The sequence below is a fragment of the Aquirufa sp. genome, from assembly GCF_044377215.1.
Taxonomy (GTDB): Bacteria; Bacteroidota; Bacteroidia; order Cytophagales; family Spirosomataceae; genus Aquirufa.
On sequence record NZ_JBILJM010000007.1, the window covers coordinates 34,830 to 54,528 of the forward strand.

General features: G+C 39.3%; 14 protein-coding genes. 7 read left to right on the plus strand and 7 right to left on the minus strand.

Features of this window, described 5'->3' with window-relative positions; translation table 11 throughout:
- A complete protein-coding gene (locus tag ACIQ6T_RS03990) occupies positions 1 to 687 on the plus strand; it encodes a gamma-glutamyl-gamma-aminobutyrate hydrolase family protein (protein ID WP_395784472.1) in 687 nt (228 codons plus the stop codon).
- Between the two features lie 3 nt (positions 688 to 690).
- The gene (locus tag ACIQ6T_RS03995) at positions 691 to 2,055 is read left to right on the plus strand and encodes an aldehyde dehydrogenase family protein (RefSeq protein ID WP_395784474.1); all 1,365 of its coding nucleotides are present in this window, start codon (positions 691 to 693) and stop codon (positions 2,053 to 2,055) included.
- Between the two features lie 38 nt (positions 2,056 to 2,093).
- Here ACIQ6T_RS03995 and ACIQ6T_RS04000 read toward each other — a convergent pair whose 3' ends face one another.
- Positions 2,094 to 3,149, minus strand: a complete 1,056-nt coding sequence (locus tag ACIQ6T_RS04000) for a bile acid:sodium symporter family protein (protein WP_395784476.1) — start codon at positions 3,147 to 3,149, stop codon at positions 2,094 to 2,096.
- A 280-nt stretch (positions 3,150 to 3,429) separates the two neighbouring features.
- On the opposite strand from ACIQ6T_RS04000, the gene ACIQ6T_RS04005 reads away from it, so the two are divergent.
- Complete coding sequence (locus ACIQ6T_RS04005) at positions 3,430 to 5,853, plus strand: beta-propeller fold lactonase family protein (RefSeq protein WP_395784478.1); 2,424 nt, start codon at positions 3,430 to 3,432, stop codon at positions 5,851 to 5,853.
- Between the two features lie 124 nt (positions 5,854 to 5,977).
- The gene (locus tag ACIQ6T_RS04010; RefSeq protein ID WP_395784480.1) at positions 5,978 to 7,348 is read left to right on the plus strand and encodes a sialate O-acetylesterase; all 1,371 of its coding nucleotides are present in this window, start codon (positions 5,978 to 5,980) and stop codon (positions 7,346 to 7,348) included.
- A 139-nt stretch (positions 7,349 to 7,487) separates the two neighbouring features.
- Here the strand turns inward: ACIQ6T_RS04010 and ACIQ6T_RS04015 are convergent, their stop codons facing one another.
- The 6 genes from ACIQ6T_RS04015 to ACIQ6T_RS04040 all read right to left on the minus strand — a co-directional run bounded on the left by ACIQ6T_RS04015 (position 7,488) and on the right by ACIQ6T_RS04040 (position 15,576).
- Positions 7,488 to 8,984 carry a RagB/SusD family nutrient uptake outer membrane protein gene (locus tag ACIQ6T_RS04015; RefSeq protein WP_395784482.1) on the minus strand — a complete coding sequence of 499 codons (1,497 nt, stop codon included), beginning with the start codon at positions 8,982 to 8,984 and terminating at the stop codon, positions 7,488 to 7,490.
- Between the two features lie 24 nt (positions 8,985 to 9,008).
- On the minus strand, positions 9,009 to 12,077 hold the full coding sequence (locus ACIQ6T_RS04020; RefSeq protein ID WP_395784484.1) for a SusC/RagA family TonB-linked outer membrane protein: 3,069 nt from the start codon (positions 12,075 to 12,077) through the stop codon (positions 9,009 to 9,011).
- A gap of 369 nt (positions 12,078 to 12,446) precedes the next feature.
- Positions 12,447 to 12,782 (minus strand): L-rhamnose mutarotase, encoded by a 336-nt coding sequence (locus tag ACIQ6T_RS04025; RefSeq protein ID WP_395784486.1) that lies wholly within the window; start codon positions 12,780 to 12,782, stop codon positions 12,447 to 12,449.
- A 4-nt stretch (positions 12,783 to 12,786) separates the two neighbouring features.
- Positions 12,787 to 13,605 (minus strand): TIM barrel protein, encoded by an 819-nt coding sequence (locus ACIQ6T_RS04030; RefSeq protein WP_395784488.1) that lies wholly within the window; start codon positions 13,603 to 13,605, stop codon positions 12,787 to 12,789.
- 1 nt (position 13,606) lies between these two features.
- On the minus strand, positions 13,607 to 14,629 hold the full coding sequence (locus ACIQ6T_RS04035) for a zinc-binding alcohol dehydrogenase family protein (RefSeq protein WP_395784490.1): 1,023 nt from the start codon (positions 14,627 to 14,629) through the stop codon (positions 13,607 to 13,609).
- Positions 14,626 to 15,576, minus strand: coding sequence for an aldo/keto reductase (locus ACIQ6T_RS04040; protein ID WP_395784492.1), 951 nt, complete (start codon positions 15,574 to 15,576; stop codon positions 14,626 to 14,628). The genes ACIQ6T_RS04035 and ACIQ6T_RS04040 overlap by 4 nt, the downstream gene beginning before the upstream one ends.
- A gap of 94 nt (positions 15,577 to 15,670) precedes the next feature.
- On the opposite strand from ACIQ6T_RS04040, the gene ACIQ6T_RS04045 reads away from it, so the two are divergent.
- The 3 genes from ACIQ6T_RS04045 (at position 15,671) to ACIQ6T_RS04055 (ending at position 19,693) form a co-directional block, all read left to right on the plus strand.
- A complete protein-coding gene (locus ACIQ6T_RS04045; RefSeq protein WP_395784494.1) occupies positions 15,671 to 16,060 on the plus strand; it encodes a hypothetical protein in 390 nt (129 codons plus the stop codon).
- 64 nt (positions 16,061 to 16,124) lie between these two features.
- Positions 16,125 to 18,449 carry a carboxypeptidase regulatory-like domain-containing protein gene (locus ACIQ6T_RS04050; RefSeq protein WP_395784496.1) on the plus strand — a complete coding sequence of 775 codons (2,325 nt, stop codon included), beginning with the start codon at positions 16,125 to 16,127 and terminating at the stop codon, positions 18,447 to 18,449.
- 89 nt (positions 18,450 to 18,538) lie between these two features.
- A complete protein-coding gene (locus tag ACIQ6T_RS04055; RefSeq protein WP_395784498.1) occupies positions 18,539 to 19,693 on the plus strand; it encodes a DUF6786 family protein in 1,155 nt (384 codons plus the stop codon).
- Positions 19,694 to 19,699 lie beyond the last annotated feature (6 nt).

Consider the following 19,699-nt stretch of genomic DNA (forward strand, 5'->3'; position numbering starts at 1 on the left):
ATGTGCACGATCGGAATCACCTCTTCGGATACCAATTTTCAAAATTATCCAACCTGGATTTCGGGTGAAGGTATCGAGGTTGTCATCTTAGCATACCAAGATCAAAATACACATGATTTAGAGCGTTGTGATGGTTTTTTGCTGACTGGTGGCATCGATTTACATCCTCAATTTTACCAAAATAAACGAACTAATTACCCTAATTCTACGGATTTTAACGAATCGCGGGATCATTTTGAAATAGCTGTTTTCAACTATGCTCAAAAACAAAATAAACCGTTATTGGCAATTTGTCGGGGCCTCCAATTAGTTAATGTGGCCTTAGGCGGAACCTTATTTCAGGATCTTCAAGAAAGTGATTTTTTGAATCACCGAAAGACCGCTACGGGTGATTTTGAACATCAAATTCAGGTTGAGTCTGCTACCTTATTAGCAAACATTTGTGGACTTACTTCTGGAATGGTCAACTCAGCTCATCACCAAGGCATAGATAAGTTGGGAAGCGGACTGAAAGTTGCTGCGCGTTCAACTGATGGGGTGGTGGAAGCCATTGAATATGCGGATCAGGAATTACCTTTTTTTTTAGGCGTGCAGTGGCATCCGGAGCGGATGCAGATTCCTGCTTTTAACCTAGCTTTTTCACAAAACATTCGTCTTGCTTTCATCGAAGCGATGCAAAAAAAATAAAATATGCATATCATTAATCCTGCTACTGAAGAAATAATAGCTACTATTCAAGAAGATTCAATAGATAGTTTGGCAATAAAATTTGGCCGTTTACAACATGCATCCTCTGCGTGGTCAGCAGTTCCACTTCAGAATCGTATCGATATTATTGAGAAATTTGTGTTTTTGATTAAGGAAAATAGCGAAGAATTAGCCGCTATTTTAACGTCTGAGATGGGTAAGCCTTTGCAACAAAGTAGAAATGAAATTAATGGAGCCGGTGCAAAGGCTAGTTGGCTTGCCCAACATGCCATCCAATATTTAACAGATGAGATCATGTCGCTTTCAGATCAATTGACAGAAAAGATTGTATATGAGCCTCTAGGAGTTATTTGTAATATTTCAGCGTGGAATTATCCCTACAATGTGGGCGTAAATATTTTTGTGCCAGCTTTGTTGGCCGGTAACGCAGTTATGTACAAACCATCTGAATACGCGTCGTTGACAGGTCTGCAAATTGCCAACTACCTAATTGAGGCAGGCGTGCCGGAGGATGTTTTTCAAGTGGCTATCGGGGAGGGGGATGTTGGGAAAGCACTTTTGGATATGCCTTTTGATGGTTTTTATTTTACGGGATCGTATCAAACGGGTCAAAAAATTTATACGCATGTGGCTACCAAGATGGTTCCATGCGTACTTGAACTAGGCGGAAAGGATCCCGTTTATGTGGCGGATGATGTGGTGGATGTGGTGGCTGTAGCTGCTGGAATTGCTGATGGAGCATTTTACAACAATGGACAAAGTTGTTGTTCTGTTGAACGTATTTATGTGCAATCGGCTGTATATGAGGAGTTTGTGCAGGCCTTTGTAGAAGAGGTTAACTCATGGAAAGTAGGTTTGCCCACTGAGGATGGCGTATATATTTCGGTTTTGAGCCGAAAGGCGCAATTGGATGTATTGACTTCCCAAGTGGAGAATGCGCTAGCGAAGGGAGCTCGGGTTCTTGTGGGAGGAAAACGTATGGAAGGGAAGGGGAATTATTTTGAGCCAACGGTCTTAGTGGATGTAACAAATGAGATGACGTTAATGCGTGAGGAAAGTTTTGGTCCCATTATTGGGATTATGCGCGTTGAGCATGATGCAGATGCCATTCGTCTGATGAATGATACAACCTATGGGTTAACGGCTGGGGTTTATTCGGCGGATCAAAATAGGGCAGAGGCCATTTTAGCTTTAGTAGATTCAGGTTCTGGATATTGGAATTGTTGCGATCGCGTGAGTGCGGCACTTCCATGGAGCGGTAGGGGGCATTCAGGTTTTGGCTTAACACTCTCACATGTGGGTTTAAGAGCTTTTACGAAACCTAAAGCCTACCATTTGAGGAAATAAGTGAGTTTGTCAACGAGTAGTTTCTAATTGTCCAAAGGTTATTTATTTTTCCAATAATTAGCTAGGCTAGAACCATTAATATTCATAACAGGTCCAAAAATGGCGGCTGGTAGACCCACTGTGGCGACTTTTCCCATGGCCATAGCTAAACCAGAGGCTAATCCTGCATTTTGTAAGCCAACTTCGATGGCGATGGTTCTGCAATCTTTTTCAGGTAATCGGGTAAGTTTTCCGCCCCAATAGCCTAAAACAAAGCCGATAATATTGTGCATAAAACAAGCGATAACGAGTAGAGGCCCAACGGAAAGTAATGCATCCCTGCCATTAGCGGTAATAATAATGATGATTAATCCAATGCTAATCATGGAGATTATGGGCAATTGCTCTTGAAACCAAGCCCATTTATTTCCAATTATTCGATTGTAAATAACCCCTAAAACAATAGGGATTAAAATCAATTTACTGATTTCCCAGATCATGGCAATTAGATCAATTTCAATCAATTGGCCTGCCAAGTTTTTCATCAATAAGGGCGTTAAAATAGGGGCGATGATTGTGGCGATAGACGTTAGAGTTAGAGAAAGAGCTACATTGGCCTTGGCTAAATAAGACATGACGTTCGAGGCTAATCCGCAAGGCATGCAACCAACTAATATGATGCCGGCTGATATTTCTGATGGGAAATCGAAGACTTTTGTGAGGCTCCATCCGACAAGTGGCATGATGGAAAATTGAAAAAATACGCCTAAAGCTACGGCTTTTGGAGACTTTAGCACTTCTTGGAAATCTGAAATCTGCATGGTAGATCCCATCCCAAACATAATTAATTGGAGCAATGGGATAATCAATATTTTAAACTTTACATCTCCATACCCAATGAATGGCGTGGGGAATTGCAAGGTTAAAACTACCGCAGCGACAATCCATAAGGTAAATGAAAATCCTTTAAGCGACTCTTTGGTGTGTGTTGATAAGGCAATGAGGGCTACGCCCACAATCCATAAAATTCCTGACCAAGATGAATCTGAAAGCAAAAGACCCAAAATGATTAGGCTGGCTCCTGAAATAACCAAAAATTTAAAATTGTTTTTCATGGTTGTAGGTTTTTTCGGTATTTATTTCGCCTGATGGCCATCATATTTTTAAATGTCAGCGAAAAATGGGGTTTCTACTTATAATAGCGGATTCAAATTGAAAATTACGTTAATAATCCTGTGAATAAAACAAATTTTCGACAGATTGAAGGATTGAGTCTTTAGTTACATTAAGATGTATTTTGTCATACGTTTTCATAATTTAATCATGCGGTTATTTTCACTAGGTTTATTTTTGCTATTTTTGAAAGTAACATGCTGAATTTTAAATGATAATCGGATGAAAACCAACGTACTAATTCTCTTATTTTTAGGTAATATTTTTGCTATTTCTGCGCAGAAAATGTCACCCATTGTTTCCTTGCCCAATGGCTGGAAATTAAGCCCTGCAGGTAAATCGTTTGCCTTAGGTGATTTACCATTAAATGTGGCTACCAGTACCTCAAAAAAGCTTGTTGCCGTGACGAATAATGGCGTCAGCGCACATAGTATACTACTTATCGATGTTAAATCGGAGCAAGTTATTGATTCCGTTATCATTCCAAAAGCATGGTATGGACTTGCCTTTAGCCCAGATGATCACTTTTTATATGCCGCTGCAGGTCATGATAATAAGATTGTTCGCTATGAAATCATTCAGCAAAAGCTGACTAAAAAAGATGAAATTAGTTTAGGTGCCGCATGGCCTAATCGAATTGCCCCCTCAGGTATTTCCTACGACTCAAAACGCGCGAAAATTTACGTAGTTACGCGTGACAATCGAAGTTTATACATTATTGATGCCAACACACAAAAAATCGAAAAGCAATTTGGTTTGGACGGTGAGGCATATATGTCGGTGATTAGTGCCAACGGACAAGAATTGTATATTTCGTGTTGGGGTTGTAACCAAGTACTCATTTTTGACCTAAACAAACAAGCTTGGAAACAGTCAATCGCCGTAGGTGACAACCCCAATGAGATGCTGCTTAGTCAGGATGGGAAACTATTGTATGTATGCAATGCCAATGATAATACCGTTTCAGTTATTCATGTGCCAACTAAAAAAGTAATTGAGACCTTGGATGCAGCGTTGTATGCAAACTCGCCATCGGGGTCGACAACGAATGGTTTGGCTATTGATTCGCGTACAAAAACCTTGTACATCGCTAATGCGGATAATAATTGTTTAGCTGTTTTTGATGTCAGCGTACTAGGAAAAAGTCGCTCAAAGGGATTCATTCCGGTGGGTTGGTTCCCAACGCAGGTGAAGTTTATCAATAATAAAATTTGGGTTGCCAATGGAAAAGGGAATACTTCCCTAGCTAATCCGTATGGACCTCGGCCGATAAAAAATGGCCAAGAAGTGATATTACACGGTGCTGATATGAATGCTCCAAAGCAGGTACAATATATTGGTTCTATGTTCAAGGGTTCCATGAGCATTATCCCTTCGCCTACAGAAAAAGACCTTCAGGCCTATACAAAAGCTGTTTATCGCAACACATCTTTTAGTCCGTCGAAATCAGAACTTGCTGATAAAGAGGCACCTGGCTATCCGATCCCAATGAAAATGGGGCAGAAGTCTCCCATCAAATATGTCTTTTATGTGATCAAAGAAAATCGCACCTACGATCAAGTATTATCTGATGTAAATGGCGGTAACGGCGATACAACGTTATTGTTGTTTGGTAAAAAGTATACACCCAACCAACATGCCATATCCGAAAAATTTGTTCTATTAGATAACTTTTTTGTTGACGCGGAGGTTAGTGCCGATGGGCATCATTGGTCCATGGGGGCTTACGCCACGGATTACATGGAGAAGAGTTGGCCCACCAGTTATGGCGCCAAAGGAGGTGGAATTTACGGTGAGGCAGAAAAAAATGTAGTCCTCAACAAAAATGGTTATATCTGGGATATGTGTAATCGTTATGGAGTTACATATAGAAGCTATGGTGAGTTTGTGAGCAATGGGAAGGCAGCTATTCCTGCATTGGAGAAGCATTTTAATCCAAGTTTCCCGAGCTATAATTTATCGATTATGGATACCACCCGTTTACGCATTTGGAAAACGGAATTTGAGACCATGGTAAAGGAAAATCGAGTTCCACAATTTAATACGTTACGTTTAGGTAATGATCATACGGAAGGGCTTAGAATCGGTCGGCCTACGCCATATGCCCATGTGGCGGACAATGATTTGGCGGTGGGGCAATTGATCGAAACGCTTTCGCAAAGTCCAATTTGGAATGAAACAGCCGTTTTTATTTTGGAGGATGATGCACAAAATGGTGCCGACCATGTGGATGCTCACCGGAGTACGGCTTATGTGGCAGGAGGATTTGTGAAACGAAATTTCATTGATCATACAGCCTATTCCACCAGTTCCATGTTGCGTACGATGGAATTGATTTTAGGCTTAAATCCGATGTCGCAATATGATGCTGCTGCTATGCCGATGTGGCGTTGTTTCGATGCGGTTGCGAAGCCGAGTGATTTTAAAGCGATCGTGCCTGACGTTGATTTACAGGCTAAAAACGTGGTAAAGAATGAATGGCAGCGTAAATCTGAATTATTTAATTTTGAAAAGGAAGACACGAACAATGATGTAGCATTTAACATTGTTCTATGGCACGGGCTAAAAGGGGATAAAATTCCATATCCTGGTCCTACGCGCGCGGCATTTGTTTACCCGACACCAAAAAAAGATGATGATGATTAGGTATTAATTATTTTTCGTAATTTTTGGGAATCTTTTAGATGTTCGAGTTCGGTTAATATATTGTTCAACTCGCTCAATATCCAGTTGATGAAGTAAGTGTACGTTTAAATCTAAACCTTTTATCATGAAAAAATTATGTCTATTGTTTGTGTTTTTTGCTTTCAGATTGCAAGCGGATGTCCAATTACCCGCGATTATTGGCGATCACATGGTCCTTCAGCAAAAAGCAAAAGTTACTTTGTGGGGATGGACTACTAATCCCGCTGAGGAAGTTAAAGTGACTGTTGATTGGGACACAACGCAGTACAAAACGAAGTCGGTTTTAGGCCATTTTTCCTTGCAAATTAATACGCCGAAAGCGGGTGGAAATCACCGCATTACCTTCAAAACAAGTGGACATTCATTAGTCGTTTCTGATGTTGTTTTTGGTGAAGTTTGGGTATTTTCTGGCCAAAGTAATATGGAGTGGAGTGGATCTCAGAATTTACAAGAGTCTATAGATGAGATGCCTAATGCCACGAATGATCAAATCCGGTTTTTTTACATTCCCAAAGGCACGGCTAAATATCCACAAGAGGATGTACGAGCTAAATGGGTGGTGTGTAATCCTACTGACATGAAAGCCTTTTCTGCAATTGGATATTTTTTCGGTAAAAAACTACATGCTCAATTGAAGGTTCCGATGGGGCTTATTAGTTCGAATTGGGGTGGAACAAAAGCGGAAGTTTGGATTGCTCGGGATTCTGTGATGAAAAAACCGCATTTGGTTCAAGCGATAAAAAATAATCAAAGTATTATTGGAATGAATTATAATGCCATGATTGCACCGATTGTCAACTACAATATTGCGGGTGTTTTATGGTACCAAGGAGAAAGTAATGTTGGCCAATATCGCACCTATACTGAATTAATGAACGATTTGATCCTATCATGGCGGTCGGCATTCAACAAAAATTTCCCCTTTTATTTTGCTCAAATCGCACCTTACAACAAATATGGCGATAACATCAATGGTGCGAAATTGAGAGAGGCTCAAACGAAAAATTTAGCCTTAGAGAATACAGCAATGGTTGTATTGTCGGATTTGGTTCCTGACGTGAGTAATATACATCCTACAATCAAAATTGAAGTGGCTAATCGCTTTGCTAATTTAGCGTTGGTTAAACATTATGGCCAGGAGGCAGGACCAATTTTCTATCCTAAATACGATCGTTTAAAGATTGAAAATGGAAAAATTAAGATTTATTTCCGCGAGATAACGAGTAAACTTGTATCAAAAGATGGCGATCCTAGTCACCTGATGATTGCTGGAGAGGATCGTAAATTTTATCCAGCAGAAGGTAAAATTAGTGGCTCTGTGTTAACGGTTTCTAGCCCAGAAGTTCCTAAACCTGTCGCGGTGCGCTATGCGTTTAAAAATGATGATATGCCTAATTTGTTCAGCAAAGAGGGCTTACCGGTTAATTTATTCAGAACTGATACGTGGGAGGATTAAACAAATCTGACATTTAAACGCGGTAGTTAATTGTTGGTGGTAGTTAAGTTAATTATACTACACTTTCTATAGACTTAAAATAAAGACGAGGCCCTCTATTAAAAATAGAGGGCCTCGTCTTTAAATCAGATTATTCAAATTAGTATCCCGGATTTTGCTTTAACTTATTATTGTTTCTTATTTCAGCAGTTGGTATTGGGAAAAGAAGTTCCTTTTCGGCAAGAGTTGGACCGTAAGAGAATTTATGTCCTACGTATGGTTCGAATTTTTTCGTAAAAACATTAAATGCCTTACGTAGTCTGACCATATCGTACCAAGTTTTATTTTCAAAACTTAGCTCATACCATCTTTCTCTCCAAATAGCTTCGCGTAATTCTGCTTTTGTTAAACCAGTTAATTCAGGTAATTCAGCTCTTTTTCTGATCAAATTAACCGCATTTAAAATAGCCGGCGTAGGCCCACTCACTTCGTTTGCTGCTTCAGCGTAGTTTAATAATACTTCTGGATAACGTAATATCGTCCAATTTAAACCGCTACTTGTTGTCGAAGTTTGAGCGACAACATCAAAATGCTTAAATATATAATAACCACCTAAATTTTTTGATAGGCTACGGTTACTCTTTAAGGTATAACTTGTATAATAGAATTGCTTTTCAGCCGCCCGTTTATCGCCTTTCTCATAGGACTCTACAAATTCTTTATTTGCAAATATTGCACCTGTTTCAGCATTATAATTGGATATGCCTTGGTTGTATGGAATAATAGCCGTTTGCAGACTTGAAGGTATAATATTTTCCAAATACTGAACCTGAAAAATATTTTCAATGCTATTTTTTCTTGACGGAAGATGTAAATCATCATAAGAGGTGAAAAGCGAAAACTGATTAGAATTCATCACATCGAGCGCTTTTTCAGCTGCCTTAGCAAAATTTTCAGGTTTGTTTAATGGAAATCCGGCCATTGTTAAATAAACACTTGAAAGTAGTGATTTAACGGCCCCAATAGAAACTCGGCCTGATGCATCCCTAGCCGCCAATCCAGATTTTTCTGCTTCTAGTAAATCGCCTTCAATTACCTTATAGATATTTTCAACAGATGCTGGACTGGGATAAAGATCCTTAGATGCTAAGCCAACAGGTTCAGTTATTAACGGAACTGACCCAAAAATCCTTACGAGTTCAAAATAATATAATGCTCTTAAGAATCTTGCCTCTCCTAAACTTTTCTTCTTTGCTACTTCATTCATCGGTATACCCGGAATTTTAGCAATGGCCAAATTAGCATTAGCAATTCCCCTATAATAGCTAGTCCAATAGGTTTGGCCGTAGCCATTATCTGAATTATTATTTAAGTTTCTTACAAAAATTGAATTTTGGGCTTGCCCAAGTTCAGTATTAGCAAGTCCTGTCGCAAACTCAGTCATCATCCAAGGGCCACCACCAAATCCACTGACTAGTACTGGTTGTAAATCTTGATAAATTGAATTTACGGCGCTCTCAGCATGCTCAGGTTTGGTAAAATAATTTTCATTTGTAAAATTTGATTTGTCGGGTTCCTCTAAAAACTCAGAGCATCCACTGAATATTAATAATGAACTGATTATTAATAAATAGTACTTTTTTATATTGAATTTCATCTTAGTAATATTTAAATGTGATAATTAAAGACCAATATTTAAACCAATCATAAATGTCCTTGCTTTAGGATACGCATAAAGATCGAATCCTTGATCAAATGCAGCTCCTGAATTCGCTACCTCAGGATCATATCCTGGATATTTTGTGGCCAAAAAGAAATTTTGTACCGAGACAAATGCTCTTAGCTTACTTAATTTCATTTTTCTTACTACATCCGGTGAAAATTTATAGGAAAAAACAGCATTTCTGCCACGTATAAATGATCCATCTATTATTTTATCTGTATCATTGAATGTATTATAACCTGCTGAAACAGGACGTAATTCCGCCAATGTCGAGGTTTGGTTTGCAGGCGTCCAACCGTTTAAAACAGTTTTGAAACTATTCGCAATTCCAACTCTATCCTCAGCTGAATGTTTACTCCGCCATAAAACATCATTTCCAGACATAAATTGTAGGTCAACCATTAACTCAAAGTTTTTGACAGTGAATGTATTAATGAATGAACCGAAGCTATCTGGAATTCCTTTACCAATAATTACCCGGTCATTATCATTAATCTTACCATCATTATTCGTATCCTGATTTTTTATATCACCTGGTTTTTTAAGGTATTTTGAAGCTAGACCTTCCTCTGCTACTGTGTAAGTTCCTTGATTCACATAGCCGAAGAATGAACCTACAGGCGCACCTACTCGAACAATTGTCGCACCTAGAAATATGTCTGAACCACCTGCTAATTCGACTACCTTATTTTGATTGAATGAAATGTTGAAATTAGAATTCCAAGAAAAATTTGGTGTCGTTATATTGACTGAATTAATTCCTATTTCCAAACCGCGATTTTCCATGCTTCCTACGTTTTTACTCACAGTGGTAAATCCACTACTTGAAGGTACAGGAGCACTCAATAACATATCTGATGTTAATTTACGGTAAAGGTCTACTTCGATATTGATTTTATTATTAATCAATCCTAGTTCTAGACCTAAATCAACTTGCGCCGTCTTTTCCCAACGCAAATCCTGGTTTGCTAGACGGTTGACTCCAATACCAACCTGCCGTGAATTATTGAAGATTACGGCGTAATTTCCTAAACCAGCCAATGACTGATAAGCTGTAATTTCAGAGTTTCCAGTTATTCCATAACTTGTCCGTAATTTCAAGTTAGACACAAAAGGAATATCTTGCATAAAGTCCTCTTCGATTACTTTCCAAGCTAAGGCTGCAGATGGGAAAACTGCGTAGCGATTTTCAGATCCAAATTTAGATGACCCATCTACACGCCCCGTGAATGTTAATAAATATTTATCCTTTAAGTTGTAATTAAAACGCCCGAAATAAGACTCTAATCCGTATGCACTCAAACTTGAGGATGAAGCTGGTGTAACAGCCCCTGTTCCCAGGTTATTGAATTGAAAATAGTCATCTTGAAATCTTTGAGCTCTAGCCGTAAAATTCATTCGGTCTACATGTTGAAGTGCTTGACCCAACATAGCAACAAACGAGTGATCCTGCGAAATTTTCTTACTGTAAGTAAGATAGTTCTCTATTTGCCACGAGTTATGACGATCGGAGGTTAATGCAGCATCTCCACCTTGATTTCTCGATATATAATTCAATGTGCGACCGCCATAGTAATTAGTTTCCTGGTTGATGATATTAACACCAACAGTTGTTCTTAACTCAAGACCCTTTGCCAAATTAATATTGGTATAAAAATTACCCATAAAAGATTGTGTCTTTAAAAGAAACAAACGTTCCTCGGAAACTTGAATAGGGTTTCCACCCCCCTCCATTCCTGGATAATTTTCATTGCTTCCCCAACTTCCATCAGGATATTTTACAGGAATAATTGGAAGTGCCTCTAAAACTTGACGCATGGCGACGATGCCTCCATTACCCAATGGATCCACCTGACTTTCATTTTGAACATTATAGCTTAGACTTCCACCCACCTTTAACCAAGGTTTAATTTGGCTATCCAATACAAATCGGGATGAATATCTAGTCAAATACGAACCATTCATCAATCCATCCTCATCTCTGTAGCCAAGGTAAAGGCCATAACTTTCTTTGCTATTTCCACCCGAAAAGCCAAGTTGGTGATTTTGCGTAAGCGCCGGCTTTAACGACTCATCTTGCCAATCTGTATCATATAAAGGCTTTCCACTCGAGTCAAATAAGAGTGGATTATTCCGTTTTGTAGCTGGATTTGTATATTTACCACCTGCGAATCCTACTGGATCATACTTTTTTGCATTCACATAAGCTTGATCTTCAACAAGTAAAAATTCCGCTGAATTCAATAAAGGAATTTTTCTAGGTAGCACGCCGACGCTGAAATCAGTATCATAACTAATTCTTCCGCCTTCTTGGCTTCCTCGTTTTGTGGAGATTAAAATAACACCATTCGCTCCCCTGGCACCATAAATCGCCGTGGCAGATGCGTCCTTTAGAATTTCAATAGATGATACATCATTTGCATTTAAGTAATCTATTGGCGTACTACCATTAGCTAAATCTGAAGCAACTAATATTACTCCATCTATAACATACAATGGATTATTGGCTACGCTGACCGATGTATTACCTCTAATTCTGATATTGGAACGACCCCCGGGACGTCCTGAATTGACAGATACGTTAACACCGGTTACTCGACCCGCGATTGCTTGATTTAAAGATGCGGATCTACGTTCTTGAATTGCCTCAGTTTTGATTGTACCTACAGCTCCGGTCAAATCGCTTTTTCTTTGCGTTCCATAACCTACGACAACTACCTCGGACAACTCTTCCGAATTATCTAATAAAGTTACGTCAATGGTCGCACGGTTTCTGACCGATTCTGTTTTACTTATCATCCCTACAGATGAAAAATTAATTACAGCGTTTTCCCCTGAACTAATTTTAATCGCATAGGTACCATCAGCATTTGTTACACTGCCATTTTGGGTCCCTTTTTCTGTCACCGAAACGCCTGGTATTCCAGTGCCATCGGATGAACTTACTTTTCCTTTAACTTGCAAACTTTGCGCAAATCCTTGGAAAATTAACAACATAAACAACAATGTTAGTTGAATCTTTTTCATAGAAAATTGGTTTATAAATTAATTTTATAAACGATATTCCATTTTTAAATTCAAAGGACTGTCCTAGGTTGAGCAAGGATAGTTATAATTTTTCTTAGCAAAGCACAATAAATTGTCATTTTGAATTTACTTGCCAACAAAATTTAATTTAGCTGGTCAAAAAAAATTTGGCTTTAATCTAAATTTTGTCTGTAAAATTGTGATTAATCTAAGTCTTGGTCTCCATTAAAAGAACTTATCTTTTAACGTCACTAAAAAGATTCGTTGCTCGGATATAGAAAATTGATTTTTGCCCAACTTTTAAATTAAGCAATTTAATTCACTCCTTGAAGACAAAGTTATTTTACTAGGTATTTTATGAAAAATCCCCTACGATTTAAAAATCCGATCCATTAAAATCCATTTTTCGCCCTTCCCTGCCCAAGGTAGGGGCTTTTGGAATTTCCACATCAAGGCTTCCCATGCCGCGATTTTAGGATTAGTTGCATCAAATTCAGCTTTCTTTTCGAAGGTAAATTCATCCACAGTTTCCAAAATCATAAACATTCGATTTCCAGTTCGAAATATCTCGATGTTTAATACGCCCGCATCTATATCATGCTGGGTCACCTCCGGCCATGCACTCCCTGGAGCATGGAAATGTTCATATTCCTTAATCAATGCTGGATCATCCACTAAATCCAATGCCAAACAAAATCGTTGCATATGCTTATTGTTTAAAATAATACGTAAATGATTGAATAGTTTGCGTGGCAGCATCCTTTGAATTAGGGTATGGAAAAGCTTCCGCAGAAACAAAACCTTTGTAATTTATCTCTTTAAGAGCCTGCGCCACAGTATGAAAATCAGCATGTCCATTTCCTACTGGCCGACGATTGCTATCCGCAAAATGTACATGAATAACATACGCACCCGCCGCGCGAATGCTCGCTGCCAAATCAACCTCCTCTATGTTCATGTGAAATAAATCCGCTAATAATCCCACATTCGATATTTCCCGCGTGCTTAGAAAATCCACCCCATCTCCAAGGGTGTTAATCAAATTTGTTTCATATCGATTTAATGGTTCATAGATAAGCGGAACGTTTAAATTATCCGCATACTTTCCTAAATGGGTTAAGCCGGATGCCAACCAATCCATTGTTTGTTCTCTTTCTACTCCAGCCACCACATTTCCTTGCATCGAACCAATGATGGCAGGCGCATGAAATGCCGCACCAAACGTGATCATTTTTTCTATAAATTCTTGTGCCTTTTTTCGAATAACTGCATCCGGATCCGTTAAGGTTAATCCATGAATTACCTTGCCTGCACCCGTTCCGACGGCGGCTAGTGCCAACTGATATTTGGCTAATAGGAGTTTAGTTTTTGACACATCAAAGGCATCTCCCGAAGCGGTAAATAATTCAACTGCATCAAATCCTAGTGAAGCCGCATGCGCTAAACTTGCTTCTAAATCATCCCAATAAATCCAAGGGCCCACTTTTATTTCAGGTACCAAGGCAATCGTTGCACACGATTTTATCATATTATGCTTGGTCAAAATCAACCATAATTTTTGTTATTCCCTTCGGATTTGCCGCCCAATCAGCTAAGGCAGCACCTGCATCTGATAAAGAAACTATTTTTGAAATTACGTCATCAACAGGGAATTTACCCGCTTCTAAGTAGGCAATGACCTCCGGAAACTCCGTCGTACAATTTCGAGAACCTAAAATCTCGATTTCCTTGCGAACAAATAGTCCAGTGTTAAATTCAACAGCCGATTTTGCGTAACCGATGCAAACGACGCGACCGGTATAAGCAACCTCATCAACCGCCGCACGATAGGTTAATGCATTTCCCACCGCCTCGATGATGACATCAGGCCCGTCTCCATCGGTGATGCGCATTAGCGCCTCATGTAAATCCTCCTGACTTGTGTTGATTGTGTGCGCCACTCCGATTTTTTTGGCGATGGCCATTTTTGAATCATCGATATCAATGGCAATTACCTCAGCACCGCGATTTACCGCGGAAGCAATAGCCCCCATACCCACAATCCCACACCCAATTACGGCTACCCGATCTTGATTGCTCACTCTTCCACGGGCGGCGGCATGAAAGCCAACGGTCAATGGTTCGACTAAAGCTAATTCTTTTAAAGAAAGTTTCTCCGACGCAAATAAATCCTGCCATGGAATGGCGACGTATCGAGTCATCGCACCAGGACGTCTAACACCCATGGTTTTATTGTCTTGGCATGCATTTCGGTGACCTTTTCTGCATGAAATGCATTTCCCGCAATTTAAATACGGATAAACTGTCACCTTATTCCCTATTTTGAATGAGTCCGGTACCATATCCCCCCGTTCTTCAATGGTTCCACCCACTTCATGGCCTAATATATTTGGGTATTCTTGTAACTCAAAAAGTCCCTTAAATCCATTTAAATCTCCCCCGCAAAATCCTACCATCCCGATTTTTATCAATACGTCGTTGGGGCCCAAATGAGGTTTCTCAATTTCCCGAATCGCTGTTTGGCCTATGGCCGTTAAAAATAATGCTTTCATCGTGTTTTTGAATGAGGGAGGTTGTTTTCTGGCTGACCCTCAAACCACATTAAATTTTTAACCGGGGCAATGGCATTTGCCAATTCCGCTAAAATCCCATCCGGAATTTTAAAATCTAAAGAAGCAATATTTCGTTGGATCGAATTCAACCGACACATGCCCACAATAGTCGTCGCTATGTCTGGATGATCCATCGCATAACGCATGGCCACATCACTCAAACGAACGCCATATTTTTTACAAATTTGAAGGAGAGTGGGTTGGATTGCCAACATCTCTTTTGGGGCATTGTGCCAGGCCGGAAGTGCTGCATCTGACAAAATCCGTTGCATGAGTGGAGCCGCATTCATTAAACCAAAGCCCTTTTCTTTGGACAAAGGAACTAGTTCGTCATTTATTTCATCCTGAAGCAAATTGTAATGTGCCCATGAAAGGACGGTATCAAGTTCAATTTGCCGCGCAATTTCCGCTAAATAACGAACAGGTAAGCCTGTAATGCCAATAAACCGCGCTTTACCAGAAGCTTTTATTTTTTCAATTGCCGGCATGGCTTCATTTAAAATTTGCTCCTTGGATACAAATTCGATGTCATGTAATTGGAATAAATCGACATAATCCATCTGTAAGCGCTGCAGGGATTCATCAATACTGGCCATGATTCGCTTGGTCGAAAAATCAAAAACCTGCAGGTCGTAACGACCGCATTTGGTCGCGACAAATAAATCATTACGCTTTCCTTTTAATGCCTTTCCCAAGCGCGTTTCCGCTAAAGTAATTCCGTAAAATGGAGATACATCAAAAAAATTAACACCATGATCAATCGCATAATGTACCGCCTGCATCCCTTCTTTTTCATCCACAACATCGAAAACGTTTCCTAGCGGAGACGCTCCATATCCCAATACAGAAACGAGTTCATTCGTTTTTCCTAATTTCCGGTACTCCATAGGTTTTATAAAATAGGTTTAAAGAATCTGATAAACTTATGGGAAATTCCCAACAATTGAAAATTAATTTTAGAGATAAAACTAAAAGAGGACGGTGAAAAATCATACAAAAACGCAGATATTTGACAAAATAAATTTGACATTGAAAATCAGCCTACTTTTTGTCTTTTGTTTGTTGGGGTGCACGCAATTGCATGCGCAAAAAAATGTAGAACAGCGTAAGAGCCCTAATTTCGGGTGTACGTTCGAGGATGGACCTTTTCCAGCTAACATAATCGCTATTCAATCCGAGAAGCCTTTGAAAAGTTTTCCGTTTTCAACGGTTGTTGATATTCAAGGCTGTCAAGTCATTCATATTTCATTTGATAAAATTGATAAGGAGTTTGTGGCGCATTTTAGGCCAACCGATATTGATGATTCCGGGAATGTGCTCATTCGTGCTGAACGAGGACTTCAATATGAGATTCATTTAATTCTTCCCTAAAGTGAATGAGTCTCCGTTCTGCTATATTTTTTGACCCACTTTACTTTGGTAAAAATTTGATTTGATGTCTACAATTAATCCCATCATTCGGAGGGTATTTATGGTTTGTTTTTTGTTTTTAAGCCATGAACTTATCTGTCAAAGTCTAGAACAAAATATTCGAGGTCGCATTGTCGACAAACAAACGCTTCAATCGTTAGCTGGCGTGAGTGTGCGAATTTCCCCTCACCAACAAGTTGTTTTTTCAGATTCGTTGGGGAGATTCAATTTTGCAAGAACCCCGATAGGTCGCTACAAAGTTTCTTTTTCCCGATTGGGCTATGCTCCTTATGAGATACCTATGTTGGAGGTTACCAGTGGTAAAGAGATTGTTCTTCCGATCGAAATGGAGGAAAAAGTTGTTTACCTACGTGAGGTGAAAATTGTTGCTGAGAAGCGAAAAGATCAGGCTTTGAATGAGTCTGCTTTAATTAGTACGCGCCAATTTTCTACAGCTGAAGCGAATCGATATGCGGGTGGATTTCAAGATCCAGCGCGAATGGCTCTAAATTTTGCGGGTGTGAGTAATGCCGGTTCAGATCAAAATAATGAAATCATCATCCGCGGAAATTCTCCCAAAGGCTTATTGTGGCGTATGGAGGGTATAGAAATTCCTAATCCCAATCATTTTGGTGATGGTCAAGGGTCAACGAGTGGAATTATTTCCATGATTAATTCGACAAGTTTGGCGAATTCGGACTTTATGACCTCTGCATTTCCCGCGGAATATGGAAACGCGTCTTCCGGTGTATTTGATTTACGTTTTCGCCGAGGAAATAATGAAAAGTTAGAGTGGATGGCCCAACTTTCTGTGGTTGGAATTGATTTAGCATTGGAAGGACCATTAGGAAAACAGGGTGGTTCCTACCGAGTAGGTGCGCGGTATTCAACGTTAGAATTACTTTTAAAATCTGGTTTGGTACGTATTAATACGGGGAATTTCAAACCAGCTTACCGAGACTTTAACTATACGATTGAGGTTCCACTTAAAAAGGCTGGTACATTAAGTTTTTGGGGCTTATTGGGCTCAAATGATACCGAAGATGAAAAAATTAAAAGTAGGGAATATTCTTCTGGATTCATGGGTGTTTTTGGCGTAGGGCATAAACTACCCATGAAGTATGGAAATTTATCTAGTAACCTGGCCTTTACCCAAGAATCTACCCAGTTTGATCGAGATGAAATTTTAAATTCGCAATGGAAGAATATTCGAAATCAGTCCTATCGTTACCCCAATTGGCGGCTTAATTCCACCTATTTACATAAAGTGTCAAGTGCTACAACCTTAAAACTAGGTTTTGTTCTCAGTAGGTTAGGTTTTGATCTACAAGAAAATCGTTGGAATGGTAGGGCTCTTGTGAATTATTTACAGGAATCCGATGCGACTTATTATTCGCAAGTATTTACACAGGTAACTCAAAAATGGACACCTTTTCTTCAAAGTACCATCGGACTTCACGCGTATCATTTTAGTTTAAATGGGGCAAAGGCACTAGAACCACGAATGGCTATTTCATTCCAAAATCAGACGGGTGGTCGATTTGGTCTTGGTATTGGTTGGCACTCCCGTTTAGAGCCGCTTTCCATTTATTTATATAAAAGGTACCCAAGTCCGGGAATATTTGTTCAACCTAATAAATCCATAATTCCTTCGCGTTCCATGCATCAAGTGCTTTCGTTTGACCAACTGCTAGGGGAGTCGACCCGACTAAAAATTGAGGCATATTGGCAGGATATTCAACAAGTACCTATTGACTCTGCGCGAAATGGCGTATTTTCCATGGTCAATTACAGCTCAGGAATTCCTTCTCAAGTACTGGTTAATGAGGGGAGAGGGATAAATAAAGGTTTAGAATTTACGTTAGAGCGATTTTTTGCGAATGATTTTTATTACTTACTCACCGCTTCGTTGTTTGACTCAAAATACCAGAACAGAAATTTAATTTGGCGAAATACGCAGTTTAATAATTTGTTTGCTGCAAATCTGTTGGTAGGTAAAGATTTCCAATTGAATAAACAAAAAACGTTATCGATCAATTTTCGATACATGTTGCGTGGTGGTAATCGGTATACGCCTATTAATTTGCCCGAGTCCATTAAAAGAAATACGACAATACTGCAATCGGCAAAAATCAATGAGGCTCAATACCCTAATTTTAACCGACTTGATTTTTCACTTGCCTATAAAATTAATCGAAAAGGGCATACTTGGTCTATTCGAGCGGACGTACAAAATAGTTTGAATACTAGTAATGTGATTGAAGAACGGTACGATTCGGCATTAAAAGCGCTTACGTACCGCTATGCTTTGCCAATGGTGCCCATATTGAGTACCCGGTTAGATTTTTAAAATAACGAGTTTATCACTTTTTACTAACTTCGTAAAACTTGTATATTTTTATCAATACGTTAATGAAATATTTAATCTGCTGTTTAATTATGCTTAATTCTTGTACTCCTGTACCTTCTACAAAAGGATCTTTTGGTTTTGATTTGGAATTTCTTAAAACAAGTGAACCCGAAATACTTGTTTTGGAGGATGAAAAAGGAGATGCCAAAGTGATTATTTCACCAGCCTTGCAAGGTCGGGTGATGACGAGCACCGCGGGAGGAGACAAAGGAATTTCGTTCGGTTGGCTTAATTATGATTTACTTGCCTCACGCAAGATTTCCAAGCACATGACGGCCTTCGGAGGGGAGGAGCGTTTTTGGTTAGGCCCGGAGGGAGGACAATTTTCTGTCTATTTTAAGCAGGGCAAAGATTTTTCGTTTGAAAATTGGCAAGTTCCCAAGGAATTAGATTCTTCTCCTTTTGAAGTCCAATCTGCGACAAAAACAGAAGCTAAATTTGTGCAAAATATGCATTTTCAGAATTACATTGGAAATGATTTATACTTACGCGTAAATCGGGATATACGCTTATTAACTCCCGCGAATATTCAAACTTTGATTGGAATTAATCCATCAGGCGACCTGAAAATGGTCGGTTTTGAAACGACTAATTCGATTACAAATACAGGGGAAAAGCCATGGAATGAGACGCATGGGATGCTTTCTATTTGGATATTAAGTATGCTAAACGCGACCGAGAAAACAGTTGTGGTGGCTCCATTCAAAACGGATGGGGAAGGGCCCATTTATACGGATGATTATTTTGGTCAAGTTCCATCCTCAAGATTGAGGAATGAAAATGGCGTTATTTTCTTCAAGGCAGATGCGAAGTACCGAAGTAAAATAGGTATTTCTCCTGCGCGTGCTTTGCCGTTTATTGGGAGTTATGATACTGAAAAACAGGTTTTGACGGTGGCTCAATTTGATTTGCCGAATGATCATTCACCCTATTTAAATGGGAAATGGGAGCTTCAAGCTGATCCATTAAAGGGTGATGCTGTAAATGCATATAACGATGGCATTAACAATGGTACTCAGCTAGGCCAATTTTATGAAATTGAGAGCTCATCACCAGCTGCGGCATTGCAACCAGGAAAAACCTTGACACACCACCACCGAACGATTCATTTTACGGGGGACAAAAATGCACTAGATAAAATCAGTTTGCATGTATTTGGTATTCGCGTGGATCAAATAAAATAAGTTAGC